The following is a 19,295-nucleotide window of genomic DNA, read 5'->3' as shown; positions in this document are numbered from 1 at the left end:
GATTAATGGTAATTAGCGGTTAGCAGAAGGCAGTTGGTTAGCTGACTGCACTTTAACAGACTCACCTGGGTCACGGTGCAACCACACGTCCATTTGTTCGAAGGCCACCCGTACCCCTGCTTCACGGAACAGCTCGTCAACTCGGCAGTTAACTTCGTCAGCAGCAAACAGGCGGTCAAGCAAATCGTTAACGAAAATACGCACCTCAAAATTCAAGCTGTGCGGACCGTAGTTCAGACAGAAAACCTGAGGCTCTGGATCTTCTAGCACGCGAGGGTTTTCATCGGCAGCTTGACGCAGTAGTGCGTGCACTAAAGGCAAATCAGAGCCATGAGCAACCCCATAAGTTAGCACCACTCGGGTCACATTATCTGACAACGACCAATTGATGAGCTGATCCGTTACAAACGTTTTATTTGGAATGATGATTTCTTTTCGGTCAAAGTCAGTCACGGTAGTGGCCCGTATGCGAATTCGGCTCACCGTGCCATGAAGATTACCGAGCGTGATAGTGTCGCCAATGCGAATTGGGCGTTCAAATAGAATAATCAAGCCGGAAATAAAGTTGGCAAATATCTCTTGAAGCCCAAAGCCTAAGCCGACACTTAGTGCAGCCACCAGCCACTGCAATTTATTCCATGAAACGCCCAGCGTCGCCAACGCCATCACAACCCCCGTACCCACAATGGTATAAGAGAGTAGTGAACTGATGGCATAAGCGCTGCCCTGCTTTAATGACAGGCGTGAAAGCACCATCACTTCCAACAAACCAGGCAAGTTACGCGCCATAATAAAGGTAATAGCAACTACCAGCAGCGCCGTAAATACATCGGAAAGCGATAGCGCGTCACCGACTAAATCACCCTCTTCCGCATCCCATATGGCTACTTGATCCAAATACCCCAACACTGCCAGCAGGTCTGACCACACAAGATACAGCAGGGCACTGAAGCCGATTAACAAAATCAACTTTGATAAGCGTAAGGATTGCGAGTTGATCTTTTCCATATCTAAAGGTGGCTCTTCAACGACCTCCAACCCACCTTCTGCCCCCTCTTGCACTTGAGCACGACGCCTGGCAAGCGCACGTCGATACGCTAACCGGCGGGCCGCCACTGCTAGGCTACGAACAACGGTAGCCTCAACCACGACCCACAAGCCCAACAGGTAAAGCGTTATCGCAAAGCGAGCCACCAGTTGCAAAGCCGTATACTCATAGCCCCAGAGCACCAGCCCTAGCAGCACAAGCGGTACCGACGCCATGGCAAGCCCTAACACCAACCGAAAGAGTCGCACACCGAAAAACGGTACATGAGCTAGGATTAACAGTGCCAGCCACCAGCTCATGGCTATTAAACCTGCGGCAAAGAGACCGATCGCCACCGGGCGTAACGCTAGCGTTGTTTCCATTTGCCCTGAAAGCGCAGCAATAGCAACCACCGGAACTAACGCTACCCCCAATCCACCCAGCAGTTTACGCAACCGCGATGTATAAGCTGGCGCCCAAGTAAAATGACGCTCTGCAACACCATCGTGGACAAGAAGACGACGCCCTAAAGCCACAACCGCCCAGCTTAGCGCCAGCTGCATTAGCGCGGGTGAAACGCTACTTGCTAATGCTCCTTCAGCTTCACTTAGAGCAACACCAATCCCTGCCAAACCCAGTGGGCCTGGCGATGCCAATAGCACGTTTAAAAGCACAGCCTTTGTTGTATGTAACTGAGTATCACTTTTCAGCCGGCCTATTTGTGAATGAATTAGCTCAAGCCGTGACTTAATCCGTCGGCGCAGCCCAATCAGCATTACGCCAAGTAAAACAACCGGCGCGCCACTTAGCATTTGCCAGGAGAAGCCTTGCCATTGAGAGGGCAAAATTGCCCGCCACTCACCTTCTCGCCACTCCAGTTGAAGGTTATGGGGAATTTGTCGTAACCAATTGAAATCCAGAGGACGGCTATTCGCTACCCAGAATAGCTGCTCATCGATAGTTGCCCGTAAATCTCGCGTTGTTGTTAATAACTGTTGTTGATTTAGCTGTAGCTCAATCGCGGCACTGAGCAGACTGCCATAGGACTGTTCAAGCTGCTCTACTAATTCACGGCGCGACTGATAAAGCCGCGTTAGGGAGTCCACTAGCCCTGGCGTGACATCTACCCCTGCTTCCTGCAAGCGCTGAGCCGCCAAACGATCGCTTTGGCGTAGCTGATCACGCTGTCGAATCAAGTCAAATTGCTTGAGACGCAGATCGGCAATCTCATCCTGCAAATTACGCTTTGGCGCAACCAGAGGTAATGACTGTCGCTGCTCCCTTAGAATACGTGATAACAGCTGGCTACCACGAATAGCGTCAATTTGCTCATTAAGGCTGCGCTGAAGTTGCCGCACATGATCTAACTGGCGCTGGGCCTCAATATTTTCACGTATAATGCCATTCGCTCGATCCGTGGCCCGCAGCAATTCAAGACTCAGTGCTTGGTTAGTTTGCTGGGCATTGAGCACCACTGGATGCCCTTCTGCGATCAGCGGATCATTTTTTGCTGCATCCGCAATGGCCTGCTCAGAAAGCAGCCGCCGCTGGCGGTCAATGACACCTTGCAATAAGTTAAGCTGCTGTTCCTGCTGATCTATTTGTAGTTCAATAAGCTCCCGCCGCTCTTGTGCCAGCTCACGTAACCGACTATTAGCACTCAGTTCGCGTTGATTGAGGCTAACCTCCTGCTCAGCAAGGGCACGCTCAATGCGCCACTGAATTAATTGTGCATCGTTGCGCGCTGACAGCTGCCGATCGCCTAGCAGCGCTTCTCGCTCATCCGCTTGGCGCCGTAAACTTTCAGCGCGTTGCAGCGCATCTGAAATGGCTTGCTGAGCACGCTCAGGCAGCGTTTGTGCTGCCAATAGCTGCGAGTTAACTTCAGCCAATTGGCTTTGCAACTGCTGAAGCTCTACCACAGCTTCTGCTTGCTGTGCTTCTAGCTCCTCCAGCGGCATGTCACTAAGGTTACCTAGCGACAACTGCTGGCTTTCCTCTTCAGCGGCATTTAGCTCGCGTTCTAGGCGGAGCAGTATTTCAGGTGCCTGAGCAACCCGCTCTTCTAACGCGCTAAGGCGTTCTTCAACCGCGTGGAGACGCTCGTAGCTTTGTAATGCAGCAGACAAGGCTTCTTTAACCTGGTTCTGCTCTGTGGTCAGCTCACTTTCTTGAGACTCAAGCTCAGCTAATCGTTCAGATAACTGTGCCTCAGAGGGGACTTGCTCAAGCAGCGGTGTTTGCGCGTATCCGGCACCAGTAAATATTAACAATAAATAAACACAGAAAAGCTTAGAGAGGTGCTTAGAAAAGTGCTTAGAGAAGTGCTTAGAGAGTACCTTCAGCGCGTTTATAACCACGTTACCTATGCCTCATCGACATGAATACTACCCCAACTAAGAAGCCTAACCACGAAGACCATTTGTAAGGTGATCATTGTCAGGCGTTCTGGCGTCTTACGCAATCTAACGCGCTTGCTGAACAGGATATATTGACTTACACGATGGGCGTGTTAGAAGAGACTGTGATAATTGCCTTCTATTTTTTTGCGAGCCATGTTGATGGTCATTCGAAAACTGCTGTTAGCTAGTTTAATTGTACTACTAGGCACTGAAAATGCCTTTGCAGAGTCACGCGAGGAAATTGAAGCGCGCATCCGCGCACTCAATACCGAGCTTTATCAGCTGCGCCAGCAGCTACAACACGTTGAAGAACCAACAGCAAACGAGTTCACTTTCCGCCCCCAGCTACTTCCCGAAGAAGAGGCACTTGAGGACCTCAGTGATCGCCGTCAGCTAGAGCAGGAATCATCACGCAACCCGTTTGCGATTACGACTCACCGTACCAACTATCTTTTGCCCGTTAGCTATAACACCAATCAGAATACCGAAAACTTTCGCAGCATTTCTGAAGACTCCGCACCTAATGATGTCGAAGTGAAATTTCAGTTTAGTGCCAAGTTCAACCTAGCTCAGGATGTGTTTGGTGATATTGGCGACGTCTATTTTGCTTACACACAGCGTAGCTGGTGGCAAGCCTATAACACCGATGCCTCCTCCCCCTTCCGGGAAACCAATTACGAACCTGAAATTTTTATTGATTTTGATAACGCGTGGAGCGCGTTGGGCTGGGTCAATACACGTAATCGCTTGTCCTTTATCCATCAATCCAATGGCCGTTCAGACCCGCTTTCACGCAGCTGGAATAGAGTCTATTTGGAAAGTACGTTTCAGCGCGGTGATTGGGCACTTTCATTAGCGCCACATTGGCGTGTCCCTGAGTCTGAAAGCGACGATGACAACCCAGACATTGATCGCTTTGTTGGCTATGGCGACCTACGTTTGGCAAAACGACTTAATCGTAACCACGAAGTAGCTGGACAACTGCGTGGCAACCCGAGCGCTGGCAATTACGGCACCCAGATAGACTACAGCTGGCCTGCGTTCAACAATGTCCGTGCTCATGTGCAGTATTACTACGGTTATGGAGAAAGCATGATTGATTACAACAATCGCGTCCATCGCCTTAGCATCGGCTTTAGTTTGAATCCCTTGTTCAGTGCGACTGGGCTGAACCGTTAGCGCTTGAGGTTGTCTTATAGTTAACGGCTGCTATGCTTGAGCTGTACTTATTTATATTCACTCGTCAAAGGATGACATCATGGCCAAACGTAATACTGATACTTCTGCTCGTGCTGACCAGCTGAAGGAAGACCTCCGCCACCTGAGTGAAACTGTCGAAGAGTTGATGAACGCTACGTCCAAAGATGCCAGTGGCGAAATGCGCGACCTTCGAGAGCGTGCTGAAAAGCGCTTGAAAGATACACGAGCGCGCCTAGAAGCACGTGGTGAACGACTTTATGAGGACACCCGTGAAACATTATCTCAGCAAGTTGACTGCTGTGATCGTTACGTACATGAAAACCCATGGGCTAGCATTGGTATTGGTGCTGCCGCGGGCTTAGTAGTGGGTATGCTTCTCGGTCGTCGCTAATGGCGTTAGGGCCTACACAACGCGTCTTCTCTGCTGCCAAACGCCTGCTGAAATCATTAATTGCCAATGGTGAAACTCGGCTCCGTTTGGCGGTTCTAGAATTAGAAGAAGAACGTGCTCGTTTACTCACCCTGCTCTTGCTGGCAGGGGCTAGCTTATTGTTACTGCTATTAGGCGTCGCGACACTCACTGCGCTGGTGGTAGTGCTGTTTTGGGATACCTATCGGCTTACTGCGATCGGCGTTAGCGCAGGCGTGCTTATTGCCATCAGTTTTTTGTTGGCAGTAGCAGCCATGCGTCAAGCGAAGCAGCATACGCTACTAAAAGAAACACTTAAGCAACTTGCTGCTGACCGTGCTCTGCTGGAGATTAATGACGATGACTCGTCCCAACACCGTCAATAAGCCTCTTAGCCGAGCAGAACGTAAAGCTTTGCTGTTAGCTGAATTAGAACAGCAACGTATCGATATTTTAGTGGATAGCGATACGCTGACGAACGCTGCTTCACCCTTAGACAGTAACTGGCGTAGGCTCAAGCTGCCCTTGTATATAATCGGTGGCGTTGCTGCCGTGCGTATTTTTCGCCATCCTGGTGGCGCAATGGCCGTTGGCAGAAAAGCCCTAGCAAGCTATATGCTGATACGTAAGCTGAAGTTATTAGCCAAAGTGGCGGGCTAGCTATTTACTGTCAACACACTCCGCTATTAGCTCGTTGAAAGGCGTTAAGCTGGGCCGTTTTATAAGCGTTTTTTTATACGCTATTCAGTCACGGCCCAGTTTTCTTTGCTTATTAGCATGATTGCCCACAAGCGACACCGCTCGCCCAAGCCCACTGAAAGTTATATCCTCCCAGCTCCCCCGTTACATCTAGCACTTCACCGATAAACCTAAGTTGTGGAAGGTCTTTTACTTCAAACGTTTTTGATGAAATGGTTTCCGTGCTTACCCCTCCCATGGTCACCTCTGCTGTACGCCACCCTTCCGTGCCGGATGGTTTTAACTGCCATCGGTTTAATCGCTGTGCCCAACTATCAAGCGCATCGTTGCTGTACTCTGCTAAAGGGTTGGCAAGATTGGCATCCGGGTACCATTCCAACAGCGCTTGTGCAAAACGCTTTGGAAAACGCTCCCCCAGCCAAGTGGACAGCTGACGTTTAGGCGCCGTACGGCGTGCGTAGCGTAATGCGTCAGCCGCCTCTTCACTGGGCAGTAAATTAATATCGATAGCATCGCCTGGTTCCCAAACGCTGGAAATTTGCAGCATCGAAGGGCCTGACAAACCACGATGAGTAAATAGCATTGGTTCATTAAAGCGTCTTCCGTTACAGCTAACCTCGCACGGCACACTAACGCCAGAAAGGATTGCCGCTCGCTCTTTCCAACTATCGCTCAAGGTAAACGGCACCAATCCAGGGCGAGTAGGCAAAATCTCTAATCCAAACTGACGGGCGATCTCATAACCGAACCCTGTCGCCCCCATCGTGGGTATCGACAACCCCCCGGTAGCTACCACTACCGTACCCGCATCAATACTTCCCATCGAGCTAGTTAAGCGCATGCTATCCCCAACCCTTTCTACTTTAGAGATTGAGGTACTAAGCGACACTTTAACGCCTGCCCATTCACATTCGGTGAGGAGGACGCGAACTATTTCTTTAGCAGAGTTCTCACAAAAAAGCTGCCCTGGGGCTTTTTCCACATACTCGACGCCATGTCGCTCCACCAGCGATACAAAATGCTCAGGGCGATAACGTTTTAATGCGGAAATGCAAAAATAGGGGTTTGAAGAGTAAAAGTGCTGAGGCGTGGTATCCAGATTGGTAAAATTACAGCGACCGCCCCCAGACATCAAAATTTTCTTGCCTGGCTTATTGGCATGATCCACGACCAGCACACGACGCCCTGAATACCCTGCTTGAGCAGCACACATTAAACCAGCGGCACCTGCACCAATAACGACGACGTCGTAGACCATATATTAGGCTCCCAGGATAAAAAAGAGAGGCATCTTAACAGGTAAATAGCGCTCAATTGCTGTACATTAAAAAGTAGATGTACAGATAACGTACATTTATTTAAGAAAATAGCATCGCCTGCCCTTTTACGCTCTGACGCGGCAGAGTTCTAAGTGATACTACTACGCACTTTTGATAATGCTGAGACGCCTATGTTTGTTTGTAAACGTATCTTTTCTGTTTTGTTAGTTACCTTGTTAGGGACTAGCCCTTTATTGGCACAATCCCCCCCCAGCGTTATCGGTCACTACGCCGCCATAACCACCTGGTCTGATCCACTTGAAGCGTTAGGCACTCTAAATGCTGATGAAAGCGTGACACTTTCCGCTACGGTGACTGACACGATTGCTGAAATAAATTTTGAAGATGGTGAGCAAGTAGAACGCGGAAGGCTGTTAATTCGTCTGGAAGATGCTGAAGAGCAGGCTCAATTAAGGGCTGCCCAAGCGCTTAATGATGAACGTCGCAATGCATTGGGCCGAGCAACCCAACTGCAACAACGTAACCTTGCCCCTCGTGCTGATGTAGAAGATACCCAGGCTCGTTTACGCCAATCGCAAGCCGACGCACAAGCGTTAGAAGCCAGATTGTCAAATTATCGCTTACATGCCCCGTTTAGCGGGCGTGTTGGCTTTCGCAACGTTAGTGTCGGTGCGTTAGTGACACCCGGTATGGCGCTTGTCACACTTGATAAATTAGATGTCATGAAACTCGACTTTACAGTGCCTGAAGTATTTTTGGGACGTTTGTCCACTGGCCTCAAGCTAAGTGCTACGACGGCAGCATTCCCTGAAGAAATCTTTAGCGGTGAAATTTCCAGCATTGGCACTCGTATTGATCCCATAACCCGCAGCGTTAGCGTTCGTGCTGAAATGGTAAATCCAGGGCTTCGTCTGCGGCCTGGTATGTTAATGGAAGTCGTGGTTCAACAGCGTGTTCGCGATACGCTTGTTCTACCTGAAGCAGCGATCGAACCCAGTGGCAACCGTCACTTTGTTATGTTAATCGAGCGACCTGACGATGTGCCCCGGCTAGAGCGTCGAGAAGTCATGATCGGTGAGCGAAGAAGCGGTGACGTAGAAATACTTGAGGGTATTAGCGCAGGCGATTTGATAGTGATTCATGGGTTACAGCTCGCTCGAGATGGTCAAGAAGTCCGTTTATTAGGCATCGCCGATGAAGAAACGGGTATTCGCTCGCTGTTAGAGGCTGACCGCTAATGCGTTTATCCGACATTTCAGTTCAACGCCCAGTGCTGGCAATGGTGATTGCTGCTCTGATTATCGCGTTTGGTTTACTGGCACTGAACCGGCTGCCGCTACAAGAATATCCAACGGTTGATCCTCCCATCGTTAGTATTGATACCCGTTACCCTGGCGCATCAGCAAGCGTTGTGGAAACACGCATTACTCAAGTGTTAGAGGACCGTATTGCCGGGGTAGAAGGCATTGAGTTGATTACTTCGCAAAGCGAGGATGGTCGTTCGCGAATTGAAATTGAATTCGCTATCACTATGGATATCAACGCTGCTGCCAATGATATCCGCGACCGTATCTCAGGGGCGCTGCGCAACCTGCCAGATGATGCTGATAACCCTGAAGTCACCAAAGCTGACAGTAGCGAAACGATTGTTATTTGGCTCAGTCTCTCCGGAGCGGATTACTCCATTACCGAACTGACAGATTATGCAAATCGCTTTCTGGTAGACAGCCTATCGGTGCAGCCCGGCGTGGCAAGGGTACGTGTCGGCGGCGGACGTGATTACGCAATGCGCGTTTGGCTGGACCGCAACGCGCTAGCAGCTCGAGGACTGACCGTAGGAGATATCGAAGATGCTCTACGTGCTGAAAATGTTGAGCTACCCGCAGGGTCAATTGAGTCTGAAGATCGCCAATTTATCGTACGTTTGCCACGTAGCTTTGCGACCGCTGATGATTTTCAGCAGATTGCGTTAAATGAGGGTGCCGATGGCTACCTAGTACGATTGGGCGATGTCGCTCGCGTCGAGATAGGCTCGGTAGAGGATCGGTCTGTATTTCGTGCCAATGGAGTCCCTATGGTGGGATTGGGCATGATCATGCAATCAACCGCAAATGTAGTGGAGTTATCTGAAGCTGTACAACAAGAGCTTGAACGGCTCCAAGGTACGTTGCCTGAAGGCATGTCATTAAGTCTCAACTTCGATGCCTCAGTGTTTGTTTCCGGTGCCATCGAGCAGGTAGTAATGACGCTGTTTATCGCCATGGGCCTGGTCGTTGTGGTGATGTTTATGTTCTTAGGAAATCTACGCACCACGTTGGTCCCTGCCGTGACAGTGCCTATTGCTGTCATTGGGGCTTTTACCGCCCTGGCCGCCATGAATTTTTCGATTAATCTACTCACGCTATTGGCGTTGGTGCTGGCGATTGGACTGATTGTTGATGATGCCATTGTAGTGCTTGAAAACATCAATCGGCGGATGCACGACTATGGAGAAACTCCCCTAGTCGCCGCATTTAGAGGCACACGCCAGATCGCCTTCGCGGTTATCGCTACCACGCTAGTTCTAGTGGCCGTTTTTGTCCCCCTCAGCATGCTGCAGGGGGATATTGGTCGGCTATTTTCAGAGTTCGCACTTACCATGGCGGCAGCGGTTGTTGTCTCAACACTGTTAGCCCTTACCCTTACGCCAATGATGGCTTCTAAAATACTCAAGCCAGGCATGCACGATAGCCGCATTGGTAAAGCCGTTCAGTGGTTGCTAGCGGGCACCCAGCGTCGGTACCAGCGCGCATTAGAAATCGTACTAACACTTAAGTGGCTAGTCGTCGCACTATTTTTCCTATTAATAGCAGCCACTGCTTGGCTAGCAACCGAGCTGCCTAATGAATATACCCCACAAGAAGATCGTGGCAATTTCATTGTTCTTGTCAACGGTCCTGAAGGTGCAACATTCGACTACATGATGGACTACATGGATGAAATAGAGACTAGGCTGACCCCCTTTGTAGAAAGTGGTGAGCTTGAACGAATCGTGGTTCGTGCACCACGCGGTTTCGGTAATATCGAAAATTTTAACAGCGGTTTTATTATCGTTAACATGGCCGACTGGGGCAGCCGACGTAGCGCTTGGGAAATCATGGCCGATATTCGCCAACAACTACGTTCGCTACCGGGTGTCCAAGCCTTTCCCGTTATGCGTCAAGGCTTTGGACAACGCACACAAAAACCTGTGCAATTCGTACTTGGAGGTGGCACTTACGAAGATTTAGCACGCTGGCGAGACACATTGATTACCCACGTTCGTGAAAACAACCCACGCATTACCGCGATCGAAAGTAATTACGATGAAACACAACCTCAGTTACGCGTAGATATCAACTACGAACGCGCTGCAGCGTTAGGCGTTACTGTCACTGAAATAGGCCGCACGCTTGAAGTACTGCTAGGAGGGCGTAACGTTACTCGCTACGTGGATGACGGCGAAGAGTATGATGTCATTCTTGAGGGCGACCGCAGTGGCCAAAACAGCCCAAGTGCGCTGAACAACATTCAAGTGCGCTCAGCGCGTTCAGGAGAACTGATTCCACTGGCAAGCCTAGTAAGCCTGTCTGACTTCGCTGGTGCTAGCACATTGAATCGCTTTGATCGTGTTCGCGCCATTACCATTGAAGCCAACTTAGCGGATGGTTACCCGCTAGGTGAAGCGCTTGAGTACTTACAGCAAGCTTCTGACAGCGTACTGCCTGAAGAGGTACAAACAAATCTTGCAGGCCCTTCCCGCGACTTCCAACAGGCCAGTGGTGCCACTATGTTTTTATTAGTGCTCGGTGCTGTGGTGGTTTTTCTGGTACTCGCTGCTCAGTTTGAAAGCTTAATTCACCCCTTTGTCATTATGCTGACTGTTCCACTCGCTATGAGTGGTGCGCTGCTTGCGCTGCTGCTTAGCGGGCAGTCACTTAATATATATAGTCAGGTAGGCTTAGTACTGCTCATTGGCCTTGCCGCTAAAAATGGCATCTTAATTGTTGAGTTTGCCAACCAGCTACGCGATGAAGGACAGGCGTTTCGCTCTGCCTTAATTGAGGCATCAGTAACACGCCTAAGGCCAATCCTAATGACAGCGGTAACCACCATGGCAGGCGCAATACCGCTGATATTATCAAGCGGCCCAGGCGCAGAATCACGGTTGGTTATCGGCACAGTTATTATGGCAGGTGTCGGCTCTGCGACCGTGTTTACTCTGTTTGTAGTCCCCGTCGCTTATGACCTTCTTGCACGCTACTCAGGCTCTCCAGGGGCAGTTAAACGCCAGCTAGAAGAAGAGATAGCCAGCGCCCCCACTGCTCATCATAGGCCGCTTGATACTCCCGAGCGTTAACGCAAGACCATGCCAAGATGGCAAGCTCCCTCGCCTACCCTCAACACACAAAAGGCGCCACACAGGCGCCTTTTTAGATCATGAAGATAAGCTAACTGACGTATTAGTCACAGTCACCAATACGCTCACCCTCAATGACGGTCTTCATGCTCAGCTCACCCATTGGCGACTGTGTGAATATATCCACATTGCCTTCAATCTGCTCACCCATAAAACGCATTTCGCCATCGATAGTCGCTTCACCGCCATCGGCACGGCATACCATGCTGTAGGAAAGACCATCGGCATTCATATCCTGGTTGAGCAGCTCGCAGCCCTCTTCCTCTTCAATGAAGCCAAACTCAGCGCTGTCTAGCTCTTCTTGGGTGATGCACTGACGCTCGGTCTCTGTTTGATCTGGGATTTGCATGTCGCCACTCATGCTGGTCACGCTGACAAACTCCCACTCGCCAGGCGTGACGTTAGGGGTTTCTGCCTGAGCAACCATCGGGAAGGCCAAAAAGGCCGCTACTGCCATGTATCGTTTCATCATCGCACTCATCTCTAGGTGGCTTTAAGGAATACGTTATTATCCTACCTGATTCATTACTCACATGCCCTACCGAGCAGGCACGCTGCTACACTATTACCTTATGACTTATTATTGTCGGGAAGGTTATTCTCAGGCCCCGAATACTCGTCACTGCACGCTGCCAACCGCCACGCCCAGGACAATGGCGCTTGAACCAACCCATTACTATTTCACTTCAGCGCTTTTCACAGACTGAACCTTTCATAGACACAGACTGAACCTTTCATAGACTAAGCATTAACGATCACATCAAGGGGAAATAGCCATGCAAGATGACGCGCTTGTAAATCATGACTTTTACTGCCCCTACTGCGACACACCCCTGACGTTTGTGATTGACACCTCTCAAGGTAGTCATGACACATGGGAAGACTGTCATCAATGCTGCGCACCGATTCAATTACACATTATTGTTTCGCTGATGACCGGTGAGCTAGAAGCAGTACTCACCGGTCGAGACGACGATGTGCTTTAGTTTGAATACTCTAACGCTAGTACCTAAGCGCTATCGGCTTGGCGCAGTAGCGCTTTACGTTTTGCTTCACCACGACGCATGAAGTACCACGCAATAAATGTCGCAAGCGATACCGCCAGAATAATCAGTGTTGCCAGCGCATTGATCTTAGGCGATACCCCCATGCGCACCGATGAAAACACCACCATTGGTAACGTATTCGCTCCTGGGCCTGACACAAAGCTGGCAATTACTAGATCATCTAATGAAAGGGTAAATGCCAATAACCATCCTGCTGCTAATGCAGGTGAAATAACCGGCAGCGTAATAAAGAAGAAAGTCTTCACCGGCGGCGAGCCTAAGTCCATAGCGGCCTCTTCAATTGAGCGATCAATTTCACGCAACCGCGCTGCCACAACCACCGCCACATAAGCACTACAAAACGTCGTATGCGCGATCCAGATAGTCGCCATACCGCGATCCGCCGGCCAGCCAATCAATTGTGCCATCTGCACGAATAACAATAATAGCGATAGCCCCGTAATAACTTCCGGCATTACAAGCGGCGCAGTCACCATACTCGACAGTGCCGTCTTTCCCCTGAAACGGCCATAACGCGTCATTACAAACGCGGCTACCGTCCCCAAACATACCGCCATACTGGCCGCGAAGAAGGCAATTTTTAGGCTCGTCCATACGGCAGAAAGGATCTGCTTATCACGGAATAATTCGCCATACCATTGCGTGGAAAACCCAGCCCATACCGTCACTAACCGTGAGGAATTGAAGGAGTAAACCACTAACACAACCATCGGCAAATAGAGAAACAACAGGCCCAACACCAACATCACGGAAGAGAAGCTTGGGCGTCGACGCAGTCTCATCATTATTCAAGCTCCCGTGATTGATAGCGATGGAACCAAACAATGGGAATTAACAATAGCAATAGCATCACCATGGCTAACGCCGAAGCCACAGGCCAATCGCGATTTAAGAAGAACTCTTCCCACAGCACTTTGCCGATCATCAACGTATCGGGCCCCCCTAGCAGCTCAGGGATAACAAACTCTCCCACTGCAGGAATAAACACCAGCATAGAGCCTGCAATAATTCCGCCCATAGAGAGAGGCAGTGTGACCTTAATAAAGGTATTCAACTTACGCGACCCTAAATCAGAAGCGGCTTCTAACAGTGAGTTATCCAACCGCGTTAGATGGGCATAAAGCGGTAGTACCATAAACGGCAAGTAGGCATACACAATACCGATGATGACAGCAAACTGGGTGTTCATCATGCGTAATGGTGAGTCGATCACCCCTATTCCCATTAATAGGTTATTAATCAATCCGCTATTACTTAAAATACCCATCCATGCATAGACGCGAATCAAAAACGAGGTCCACGACGGCAGCATCACTAACAGCAACAAAATAAGCTGCCAGCGCCCAGGAGCACGTGCCATCGCGTACGCCATTGGGTAACCAATCAGCAAACAGGCGACTGTTGCTACAAACGCGGTTTTTATCGACCCCCAGTAGGCCGCCACATAGAGAGAATCTGACAACAAAAACAGATAGTTGCCCAGATTCAAAAAGATATTGAGCGTTTGGTCAGCATACTCAACGAGCGGCCCATAGGGAGGGATAGCAATTGCCGCTTCTGAAAGGCTTATCTTGAGGACTAGCGCAAACGGCAGTAAAAAGAACAGCGTAAGCCACAAAAGAGGCAGCGCGATAACGGCGCGGCGTCCTAGTTGCAGCCGCTTTACGAAGCCTGTAATGCGAGCTGGCATCATGATAGGCGATCTCCTGTCAGCCACTGAGACATTAGCGATTCAGCACAATAGCGCTGTGGTCTTCCCAATAGACATAAACGCTATCCTCCCAGGTTGGGCGATCACCACGTCGCTCCGTATTGGCCATACTCACTTTTATCATTTGCCCAGAAGCGGTACGCACGTAGTAAAGCGAGTAACCTCCCAAGTAAGCAATATCATCCACTTTACCTGCTTCCCAGTTGTACGCAGCGGATGGCTGCTCACGGGTTAGCCAGATTTTCTCTGGGCGCAGTGCCGCCCATACGCGTCGATCTACCGCCTGCGTTGTAATGCCATGATCAATGTAGATCGGACGAGATAAGGCGGGTGATGCAATACGACAGTGATCCGCAGCGTCTTCGACGATCTCACCTTCGAAGATATTTACCGTACCGACAAATTCCGCCACCATTCGACTCGCCGGACTTTCATAAATATCTACTGGAGAACCCACCTGTTCGATCCAGCCGTCAGCCATAATCGCGACTCGATCAGCCATGGTCATGGCCTCTTCCTGATCGTGAGTCACCATGATGCAGGTAACACCCACTTGCTCAATAATCTCGACGACCTCGAGCTGCATTTCAGTGCGTAACTTTTTATCAAGCGCCCCCATCGGTTCATCCAGCAACAGTAATTTGGGACGTTTGGCCAGCGAGCGTGCGAGCGCTACCCGTTGACGCTGGCCGCCAGACAGCTGGTGCGGCTTGCGCTTAGCGAAGCGCTCCATATGCACCAGCTTGAGCATTTGCGCCACACGTGCGTCGACTTCTGAAGCGGTTAGCTTGTCCTGCTTGAGTCCAAACGCGATATTTTGAGCTACCGTCATATGAGGAAATAACGCGTAGGATTGGAACATCATATTGATTTGACGCTTATGTGGCGGCATAGAAGTGATCTCTTCACCACCTAGCAGAATCCGCCCTTCGCTGGGCGTTTCAAACCCCGCGAGCATACGCAACAACGTCGATTTACCTGACCCAGACCCACCTAGCAAGGCGAAAATTTCACCGCGCTTTACCTGCAAATTAACATCATCAACTGCAAGCGAATCGTCGAAGCGCTTACTTAAACGCTTTACCTCAAGCACGATATCTTCTGCAAACCGTGGTGTTTTTCCCTGGGCGCGCTGAGCGGCAGCAGGAATCACCGAAGGAGAAGATGACGACTCGTTCGACAGGGGCGTAGTGACCATTCGCCACTCCCATCAAAGGGCCCGGAAACCGGGCGTTAAAAAATGACAGCGAGCCTCGCAGACGCTTGGCTCGCTGTTAGATGCTGGCTAAATTAACGGCCTGATTTGACGCGGTTCCAGATACGCGTACGCGCGCGCTGAACGTCTTGAGGCTTCTCTACCGCAACGTAGAGGTTCTGCATGACATCCGTTTCAGGATATACGGCAGGATCATTTAGCAACTCGTCAGACAGGTACTCATTTGCCGCTGCATTAGGGTTGGCATAGCGCACATATTCACTAATTTCAGCCGCAATTTCTGGCTCTAAAATAAAGTTGATAAACGCGTGGGCATTTTCAGTATTCGGCGCATCTGCTGGAACGGCCATCATATCAAACCACAGCGCAGCGCCTTCTTTGGGAATGCTGTAAGCAATGGTGAAATCACGTCCCGCTTCTTCAGCACGGTCGGCCGCCTGGAAAATATCGCCAGAATAACCTGCTGCTACGCAGATATCGCCATTTGCTAGGTCGGAAACATAACGAGACGAGTGGAAATACGTAATGTTGTCGCGGATGTTAGCGATTAGTTCGCCAGCCGCTTCAAGATCTTCAATGTTTTCACTCAGTGGGCTAAGGCCAAGGTATGCCATAGCGGGAGAAAGCATTTCATCACCAGAGTCTAGCATGGCTAATCCACAGCCAGCATCGCTAAGCTGTTTAGTAATGTCTGGATCGAATAACAGTGCCCAGCTATCCACGGGCGCATCATCACCTAAAATGTCGGTGACACGATCAACATTGTAACCAAGGCCATTGGTGCCCCACATATAAGGCACAGAGTACTCGCTACCGCTGTCGATACCTTCCAGGTTACCCATTAACTCAGGATTAAGGTTGTCCAGGTTGGGTAACAGCTCATGGTTCAGCGGCTGATAAACGCCAGCTTTTAACTGACGCGTAAAATAATGTGTAGAAGGAACCACTACATCATAGCCAGAACGACCCGATAAAAGTGCCGCATCTAGGATTTCATTGCTGTCATACACATCGTAGATCACCTCAATACCGGTGCGCTCGGTAAACGTTTCAAGCGTTTCAGGGGCGATATAGTCAGACCAATTATAAACTCGCACTTCATTCGCTTGGGCACTGGCAGCCGCTACGGCAAAAGAGAGGGCCGTAACGGCCACTGAAAGTTTGTGAATATTCCCCATCTCACTACTCCTTATAAAAACCGATATCATAAAAATAGTTGTGGATTGCCACATCGTTCAGATGTTCAGCTTATGCCAAAACGCCTAAACAGCTATGGCGACTATGCCAGACGAGCGAATTCTGCGGTGCAGCGACGCCTATCGCAAGTCCATGTGAAAAATTCTTGTGATCGGCTCACTGCACCCCCACTTGTAAGGTAGCTAAATATTAATAATGCACACACATAGCCTTAAGCTATTGCATGTATTTATTTTTACAATTTTAGCTATTAGTCGTAGTTGGTTAAAATAAAACTCAATCTTTTCCACTGTCATTCACTTATTTTGGAGACGTTATAGATGTCCTTGATCAATACTGAAGTAAAACCGTTTAAAGCGACTGCTTATCTGAACGGCGAATTTATCGACGTTACTGAAGCAGACATGAAAGGTCAGTGGTCTATTTTCTTTTTCTACCCAGCTGATTTCACCTTTGTTTGCCCGACAGAGCTTGGCGATCTGGCTGACAACTACGCTGAATTTAAAAAGCTAGGTGTTGAGATCTACAGCGTGTCTACTGACACCCACTTTACTCACAAAGCTTGGCATGACAGCTCTGAAACCATCGGTAAACTGCAGTACCCGATGATCGCCGACCCGACCTTGCAAATTTCTCGCAATTTCGACGTATTGATCGAAGAAGCGGGTCTTGCTGAGCGCGGCACCTTTGTTGTTGATCCTGACGGTAAAATCCAGATCGTCGAAATCAACGCTGGTAACATCGGTCGTAACGCTGAAGAGTTGCTGCGCAAAGTGAAGGCCGCTCAATACGTTCGTGAGAATCCGAACGAAGTATGTCCGGCTAAATGGAAAGAAGGTGAAGAGACACTTGCTCCTTCTCTAGATCTCGTAGGCAAAATCTAAACCGCCTACTGCTGCCGATACAGGGTAGCCCTTAAGGCAGCGCGACACCCGGGCGACCCCGGGTGTCTTTCTTTGAGTACCCGTGTTAACGCAACCATCGTTTTCCCTATCGCTCTTTCTCATGATGCTGTCTTTCATTTCAACAGCAGCGAGCGTTTTAGGTTGAGAACTCATTACTGCTGACTGCGAGGAAGCCACTGTCATGCTGGACGCCAATTTAAAAAATCAGTTGAAAGCTTATTTAGAAAAAGTGACTCAACCGTTCGAGATCGTTGCGTCCCTCGATGACGGCGCCAAGTCACGTGAGTTGCTAGGCTTGCTCGAAGACATCAGCAGCCTAAGCGACAAGATTACACTGCAAACTGACGGCCAGGATAATCGCACGCCGTCATTTGCCATTAACCGCCCCGGCGAAGAAACCGGCGTGGTATTTGCGGGCATCCCGATGGGGCATGAGTTCACCTCGTTGGTGCTGGCACTGCTACAAGTGGGTGGACACCCCCCCAAAACGTCCGAAGAACTGCTAAATCAAATCAAGGCACTCGACGGTGAAATGCTGTTCGAGACGTATTACTCACTCTCCTGCCAGAACTGCCCAGATGTTGTTCAAGCGCTCAACTTGATGGCAATTTTCAATCCGAACGTTCGCCACGTCGCCATCGACGGCGCGCTGTTCCAGGATGAAGTCGAAGCCAGGGAAATCATGTCGGTTCCCAGCATCTACTTAAATGGTAAGCCATTTGACCAGGGCCGCATGACCCTAGAACAGATTCTCGCTAAAGTGGATACAGGCGCTGCTGAGCGTGAAGCCAAAAAGCTAAGTGAAAAAGCGGCTTTTGATACGCTAGTGATTGGTGGTGGCCCGGCGGGTGCATCCGCTGCGATTTACTCAGCTCGTAAAGGCATCAACACCGGTGTCGCTGCTGAGCGTTTCGGTGGCCAAGTAGCAGACACCATGGGCATTGAAAACTTTATTTCAGTCAGCCATACCGAAGGTCCCAAGCTAGTTAGCGCCCTGGAAGAACACGTCAAAGAGTATGAGGTTGACGTAATGAATCTTCAGCGCGCGACGACATTTAAAGCAGCTGAAACCGAAGGTGGTTTACACGAAGTAATCTTCGAGTCAGGCGCTAAATTAAAGAGTAAAACGCTCGTGCTGGCGACCGGTGCGCGCTGGCGCGAAATGAACGTACCCGGCGAGCAAACGTATCGCAACAAAGGCGTTGCTTACTGCCCCCACTGCGATGGCCCGCTCTTCAAGGGTAAACGCGTAGCAGTGATTGGTGGCGGCAACTCTGGTGTTGAAGCGGCGATCGATTTGGCCGGCATTGTGGGCCACGTCACTCTTGTCGAGTTTATGGGTGAAATGCGTGCAGACGCCGTGCTGCAGAAAAAGCTTAAGAGCCTGCCCAACGTAGACATTATTTTAAACGCTGAAACCACAGAAGTGACGGGGGACGGTAGCCGTGTTAACGGCTTAACGTACAAAGATCGCAACACTGACGAGCTTAAGACCATCGCTCTGGAGGGCATCTTTGTACAGATTGGTCTCGTGCCTAATACCGAGTGGCTGAAAGGCTCCCCTATTGAAATGACACCGCGCGGCGAAATCATTGTCGATGCTCATGGCATGACATCAGTACCTGGCGTATTTGCCGCAGGTGACGTTACCACCGTGCCGTACAAGCAAATTATTATCGCCATGGGTGAAGGTGCAAAAGCATCACTTGGTGCGTTTGACTACTTGATTCGCCACTAACCTGAT

At 50.0% G+C, this 19,295-nt stretch carries 16 protein-coding genes; 9 read left to right on the top strand and 7 right to left on the bottom strand.

Features of this window, described 5'->3' with window-relative positions; all coding sequences use genetic code 11:
• Positions 1–12 precede the first annotated feature (12 nt).
• Positions 13–3,387, bottom strand: a complete 3,375-nt coding sequence (gene mscK, locus K1Y77_RS05615; RefSeq protein WP_264430752.1) for a mechanosensitive channel MscK — start codon at positions 3,385–3,387, stop codon at positions 13–15.
• Positions 3,388–3,588: 201 nt separating this feature from the next.
• Between mscK and K1Y77_RS05610 the strand changes: the two genes are divergently transcribed.
• The 4 genes from K1Y77_RS05610 (at position 3,589) to K1Y77_RS05595 (ending at position 5,698) form a co-directional block, all read left to right on the top strand.
• Positions 3,589–4,608, top strand: coding sequence for a phospholipase A (locus K1Y77_RS05610; RefSeq protein WP_030070258.1), 1,020 nt, complete (start codon positions 3,589–3,591; stop codon positions 4,606–4,608).
• A 79-nt stretch (positions 4,609–4,687) separates the two neighbouring features.
• Complete coding sequence (locus K1Y77_RS05605; RefSeq protein WP_030070257.1) at positions 4,688–5,020, top strand: DUF883 family protein; 333 nt, start codon at positions 4,688–4,690, stop codon at positions 5,018–5,020.
• Positions 5,020–5,424: a phage holin family protein gene (locus tag K1Y77_RS05600; RefSeq protein ID WP_264430746.1), complete on the top strand. Its 405-nt coding sequence runs from the start codon at positions 5,020–5,022 to the stop codon at positions 5,422–5,424. The genes K1Y77_RS05605 and K1Y77_RS05600 overlap by 1 nt, the downstream gene beginning before the upstream one ends.
• Entirely contained in the window at positions 5,393–5,698 is a 306-nt protein-coding gene (locus tag K1Y77_RS05595) for a YqjK-like family protein (protein WP_264430745.1), read from the top strand. Before K1Y77_RS05600 ends, K1Y77_RS05595 begins: the two co-directional genes overlap by 32 nt.
• Positions 5,699–5,810: 112 nt before the next feature.
• Here the strand turns inward: K1Y77_RS05595 and K1Y77_RS05590 are convergent, their stop codons facing one another.
• Positions 5,811–6,995: a BaiN/RdsA family NAD(P)/FAD-dependent oxidoreductase gene (locus tag K1Y77_RS05590; RefSeq protein WP_030070254.1), complete on the bottom strand. Its 1,185-nt coding sequence runs from the start codon at positions 6,993–6,995 to the stop codon at positions 5,811–5,813.
• Positions 6,996–7,187: 192 nt separating this feature from the next.
• Between K1Y77_RS05590 and K1Y77_RS05585 the strand changes: the two genes are divergently transcribed.
• A complete protein-coding gene (locus tag K1Y77_RS05585; RefSeq protein WP_264018548.1) occupies positions 7,188–8,255 on the top strand; it encodes an efflux RND transporter periplasmic adaptor subunit in 1,068 nt (355 codons plus the stop codon).
• Positions 8,255–11,395, top strand: coding sequence for an efflux RND transporter permease subunit (locus K1Y77_RS05580; RefSeq protein WP_264018549.1), 3,141 nt, complete (start codon positions 8,255–8,257; stop codon positions 11,393–11,395). The genes K1Y77_RS05585 and K1Y77_RS05580 overlap by 1 nt, the downstream gene beginning before the upstream one ends.
• A 103-nt stretch (positions 11,396–11,498) precedes the next feature.
• On the opposite strand, the gene K1Y77_RS05575 is transcribed toward K1Y77_RS05580, so the two are convergent.
• Positions 11,499–11,927, bottom strand: a complete 429-nt coding sequence (locus K1Y77_RS05575; RefSeq protein WP_030070251.1) for a DUF3617 domain-containing protein — start codon at positions 11,925–11,927, stop codon at positions 11,499–11,501.
• Between the two features lie 304 nt (positions 11,928–12,231).
• Between K1Y77_RS05575 and K1Y77_RS05570 the strand changes: the two genes are divergently transcribed.
• Positions 12,232–12,441: a CPXCG motif-containing cysteine-rich protein gene (locus tag K1Y77_RS05570; RefSeq protein WP_264018550.1), complete on the top strand. Its 210-nt coding sequence runs from the start codon at positions 12,232–12,234 to the stop codon at positions 12,439–12,441.
• Between the two features lie 23 nt (positions 12,442–12,464).
• On the opposite strand, the gene K1Y77_RS05565 is transcribed toward K1Y77_RS05570, so the two are convergent.
• The 4 genes from K1Y77_RS05565 to K1Y77_RS05550 all read right to left on the bottom strand — a co-directional run bounded on the left by K1Y77_RS05565 (position 12,465) and on the right by K1Y77_RS05550 (position 16,627).
• Positions 12,465–13,307 (bottom strand): ABC transporter permease subunit, encoded by an 843-nt coding sequence (locus K1Y77_RS05565; protein ID WP_264018551.1) that lies wholly within the window; start codon positions 13,305–13,307, stop codon positions 12,465–12,467.
• Positions 13,307–14,215, bottom strand: coding sequence for an ABC transporter permease subunit (locus tag K1Y77_RS05560; RefSeq protein WP_030070248.1), 909 nt, complete (start codon positions 14,213–14,215; stop codon positions 13,307–13,309). The genes K1Y77_RS05565 and K1Y77_RS05560 overlap by 1 nt, the downstream gene beginning before the upstream one ends.
• A 31-nt stretch (positions 14,216–14,246) precedes the next feature.
• Positions 14,247–15,431: an ABC transporter ATP-binding protein gene (locus K1Y77_RS05555; RefSeq protein ID WP_030070247.1), complete on the bottom strand. Its 1,185-nt coding sequence runs from the start codon at positions 15,429–15,431 to the stop codon at positions 14,247–14,249.
• Between the two features lie 92 nt (positions 15,432–15,523).
• Positions 15,524–16,627: a polyamine ABC transporter substrate-binding protein gene (locus K1Y77_RS05550; protein ID WP_030070246.1), complete on the bottom strand. Its 1,104-nt coding sequence runs from the start codon at positions 16,625–16,627 to the stop codon at positions 15,524–15,526.
• Between the two features lie 339 nt (positions 16,628–16,966).
• Between K1Y77_RS05550 and ahpC the strand changes: the two genes are divergently transcribed.
• Together ahpC and ahpF are read left to right on the top strand one after the other, a co-directional pair.
• Positions 16,967–17,530, top strand: coding sequence for an alkyl hydroperoxide reductase subunit C (ahpC, locus tag K1Y77_RS05545; RefSeq protein ID WP_030070245.1), 564 nt, complete (start codon positions 16,967–16,969; stop codon positions 17,528–17,530).
• 202 nt (positions 17,531–17,732) lie between these two features.
• Positions 17,733–19,289, top strand: a complete 1,557-nt coding sequence (gene ahpF, locus K1Y77_RS05540) for an alkyl hydroperoxide reductase subunit F (RefSeq protein ID WP_030070244.1) — start codon at positions 17,733–17,735, stop codon at positions 19,287–19,289.
• The last annotated feature ends 6 nt before the right edge of the window (positions 19,290–19,295 follow it).

Source organism: Halomonas qaidamensis, assembly GCF_025917315.1.
In the GTDB taxonomy this organism is placed as follows: Bacteria; Pseudomonadota; Gammaproteobacteria; order Pseudomonadales; family Halomonadaceae; genus Vreelandella; species Vreelandella qaidamensis.
This window is presented reverse-complemented; position numbering and strand designations above follow the sequence as displayed.

Bases quoted from the DNA above. Each gene is read 5' to 3' on its own strand.
- K1Y77_RS05565 (WP_264018551.1), bottom strand. From the start codon at position 13,307: ATGATGAGACTGCGTCGACGCCCAAGCTTCTCTTCCGTGATGTTGGTG.
- K1Y77_RS05550 (WP_030070246.1), bottom strand. From the start codon at position 16,627: ATGGGGAATATTCACAAACTTTCAGTGGCCGTTACGGCCCTCTCTTTT.
- K1Y77_RS05555 (WP_030070247.1), bottom strand. From the start codon at position 15,431: ATGGTCACTACGCCCCTGTCGAACGAGTCGTCATCTTCTCCTTCGGTG.
- K1Y77_RS05600 (WP_264430746.1), top strand. From the start codon at position 5,020: ATGGCGTTAGGGCCTACACAACGCGTCTTCTCTGCTGCCAAACGCCTG.
- K1Y77_RS05575 (WP_030070251.1), bottom strand. From the start codon at position 11,927: ATGATGAAACGATACATGGCAGTAGCGGCCTTTTTGGCCTTCCCGATG.
- K1Y77_RS05590 (WP_030070254.1), bottom strand. From the start codon at position 6,995: ATGGTCTACGACGTCGTCGTTATTGGTGCAGGTGCCGCTGGTTTAATG.
- K1Y77_RS05595 (WP_264430745.1), top strand. From the start codon at position 5,393: ATGACGATGACTCGTCCCAACACCGTCAATAAGCCTCTTAGCCGAGCA.
- K1Y77_RS05610 (WP_030070258.1), top strand. From the start codon at position 3,589: ATGGTCATTCGAAAACTGCTGTTAGCTAGTTTAATTGTACTACTAGGC.
- K1Y77_RS05585 (WP_264018548.1), top strand. From the start codon at position 7,188: ATGTTTGTTTGTAAACGTATCTTTTCTGTTTTGTTAGTTACCTTGTTA.
- K1Y77_RS05560 (WP_030070248.1), bottom strand. From the start codon at position 14,215: ATGATGCCAGCTCGCATTACAGGCTTCGTAAAGCGGCTGCAACTAGGA.
- K1Y77_RS05570 (WP_264018550.1), top strand. From the start codon at position 12,232: ATGCAAGATGACGCGCTTGTAAATCATGACTTTTACTGCCCCTACTGC.
- ahpC (WP_030070245.1), top strand. From the start codon at position 16,967: ATGTCCTTGATCAATACTGAAGTAAAACCGTTTAAAGCGACTGCTTAT.
- K1Y77_RS05580 (WP_264018549.1), top strand. From the start codon at position 8,255: ATGCGTTTATCCGACATTTCAGTTCAACGCCCAGTGCTGGCAATGGTG.
- ahpF (WP_030070244.1), top strand. From the start codon at position 17,733: ATGCTGGACGCCAATTTAAAAAATCAGTTGAAAGCTTATTTAGAAAAA.
- K1Y77_RS05605 (WP_030070257.1), top strand. From the start codon at position 4,688: ATGGCCAAACGTAATACTGATACTTCTGCTCGTGCTGACCAGCTGAAG.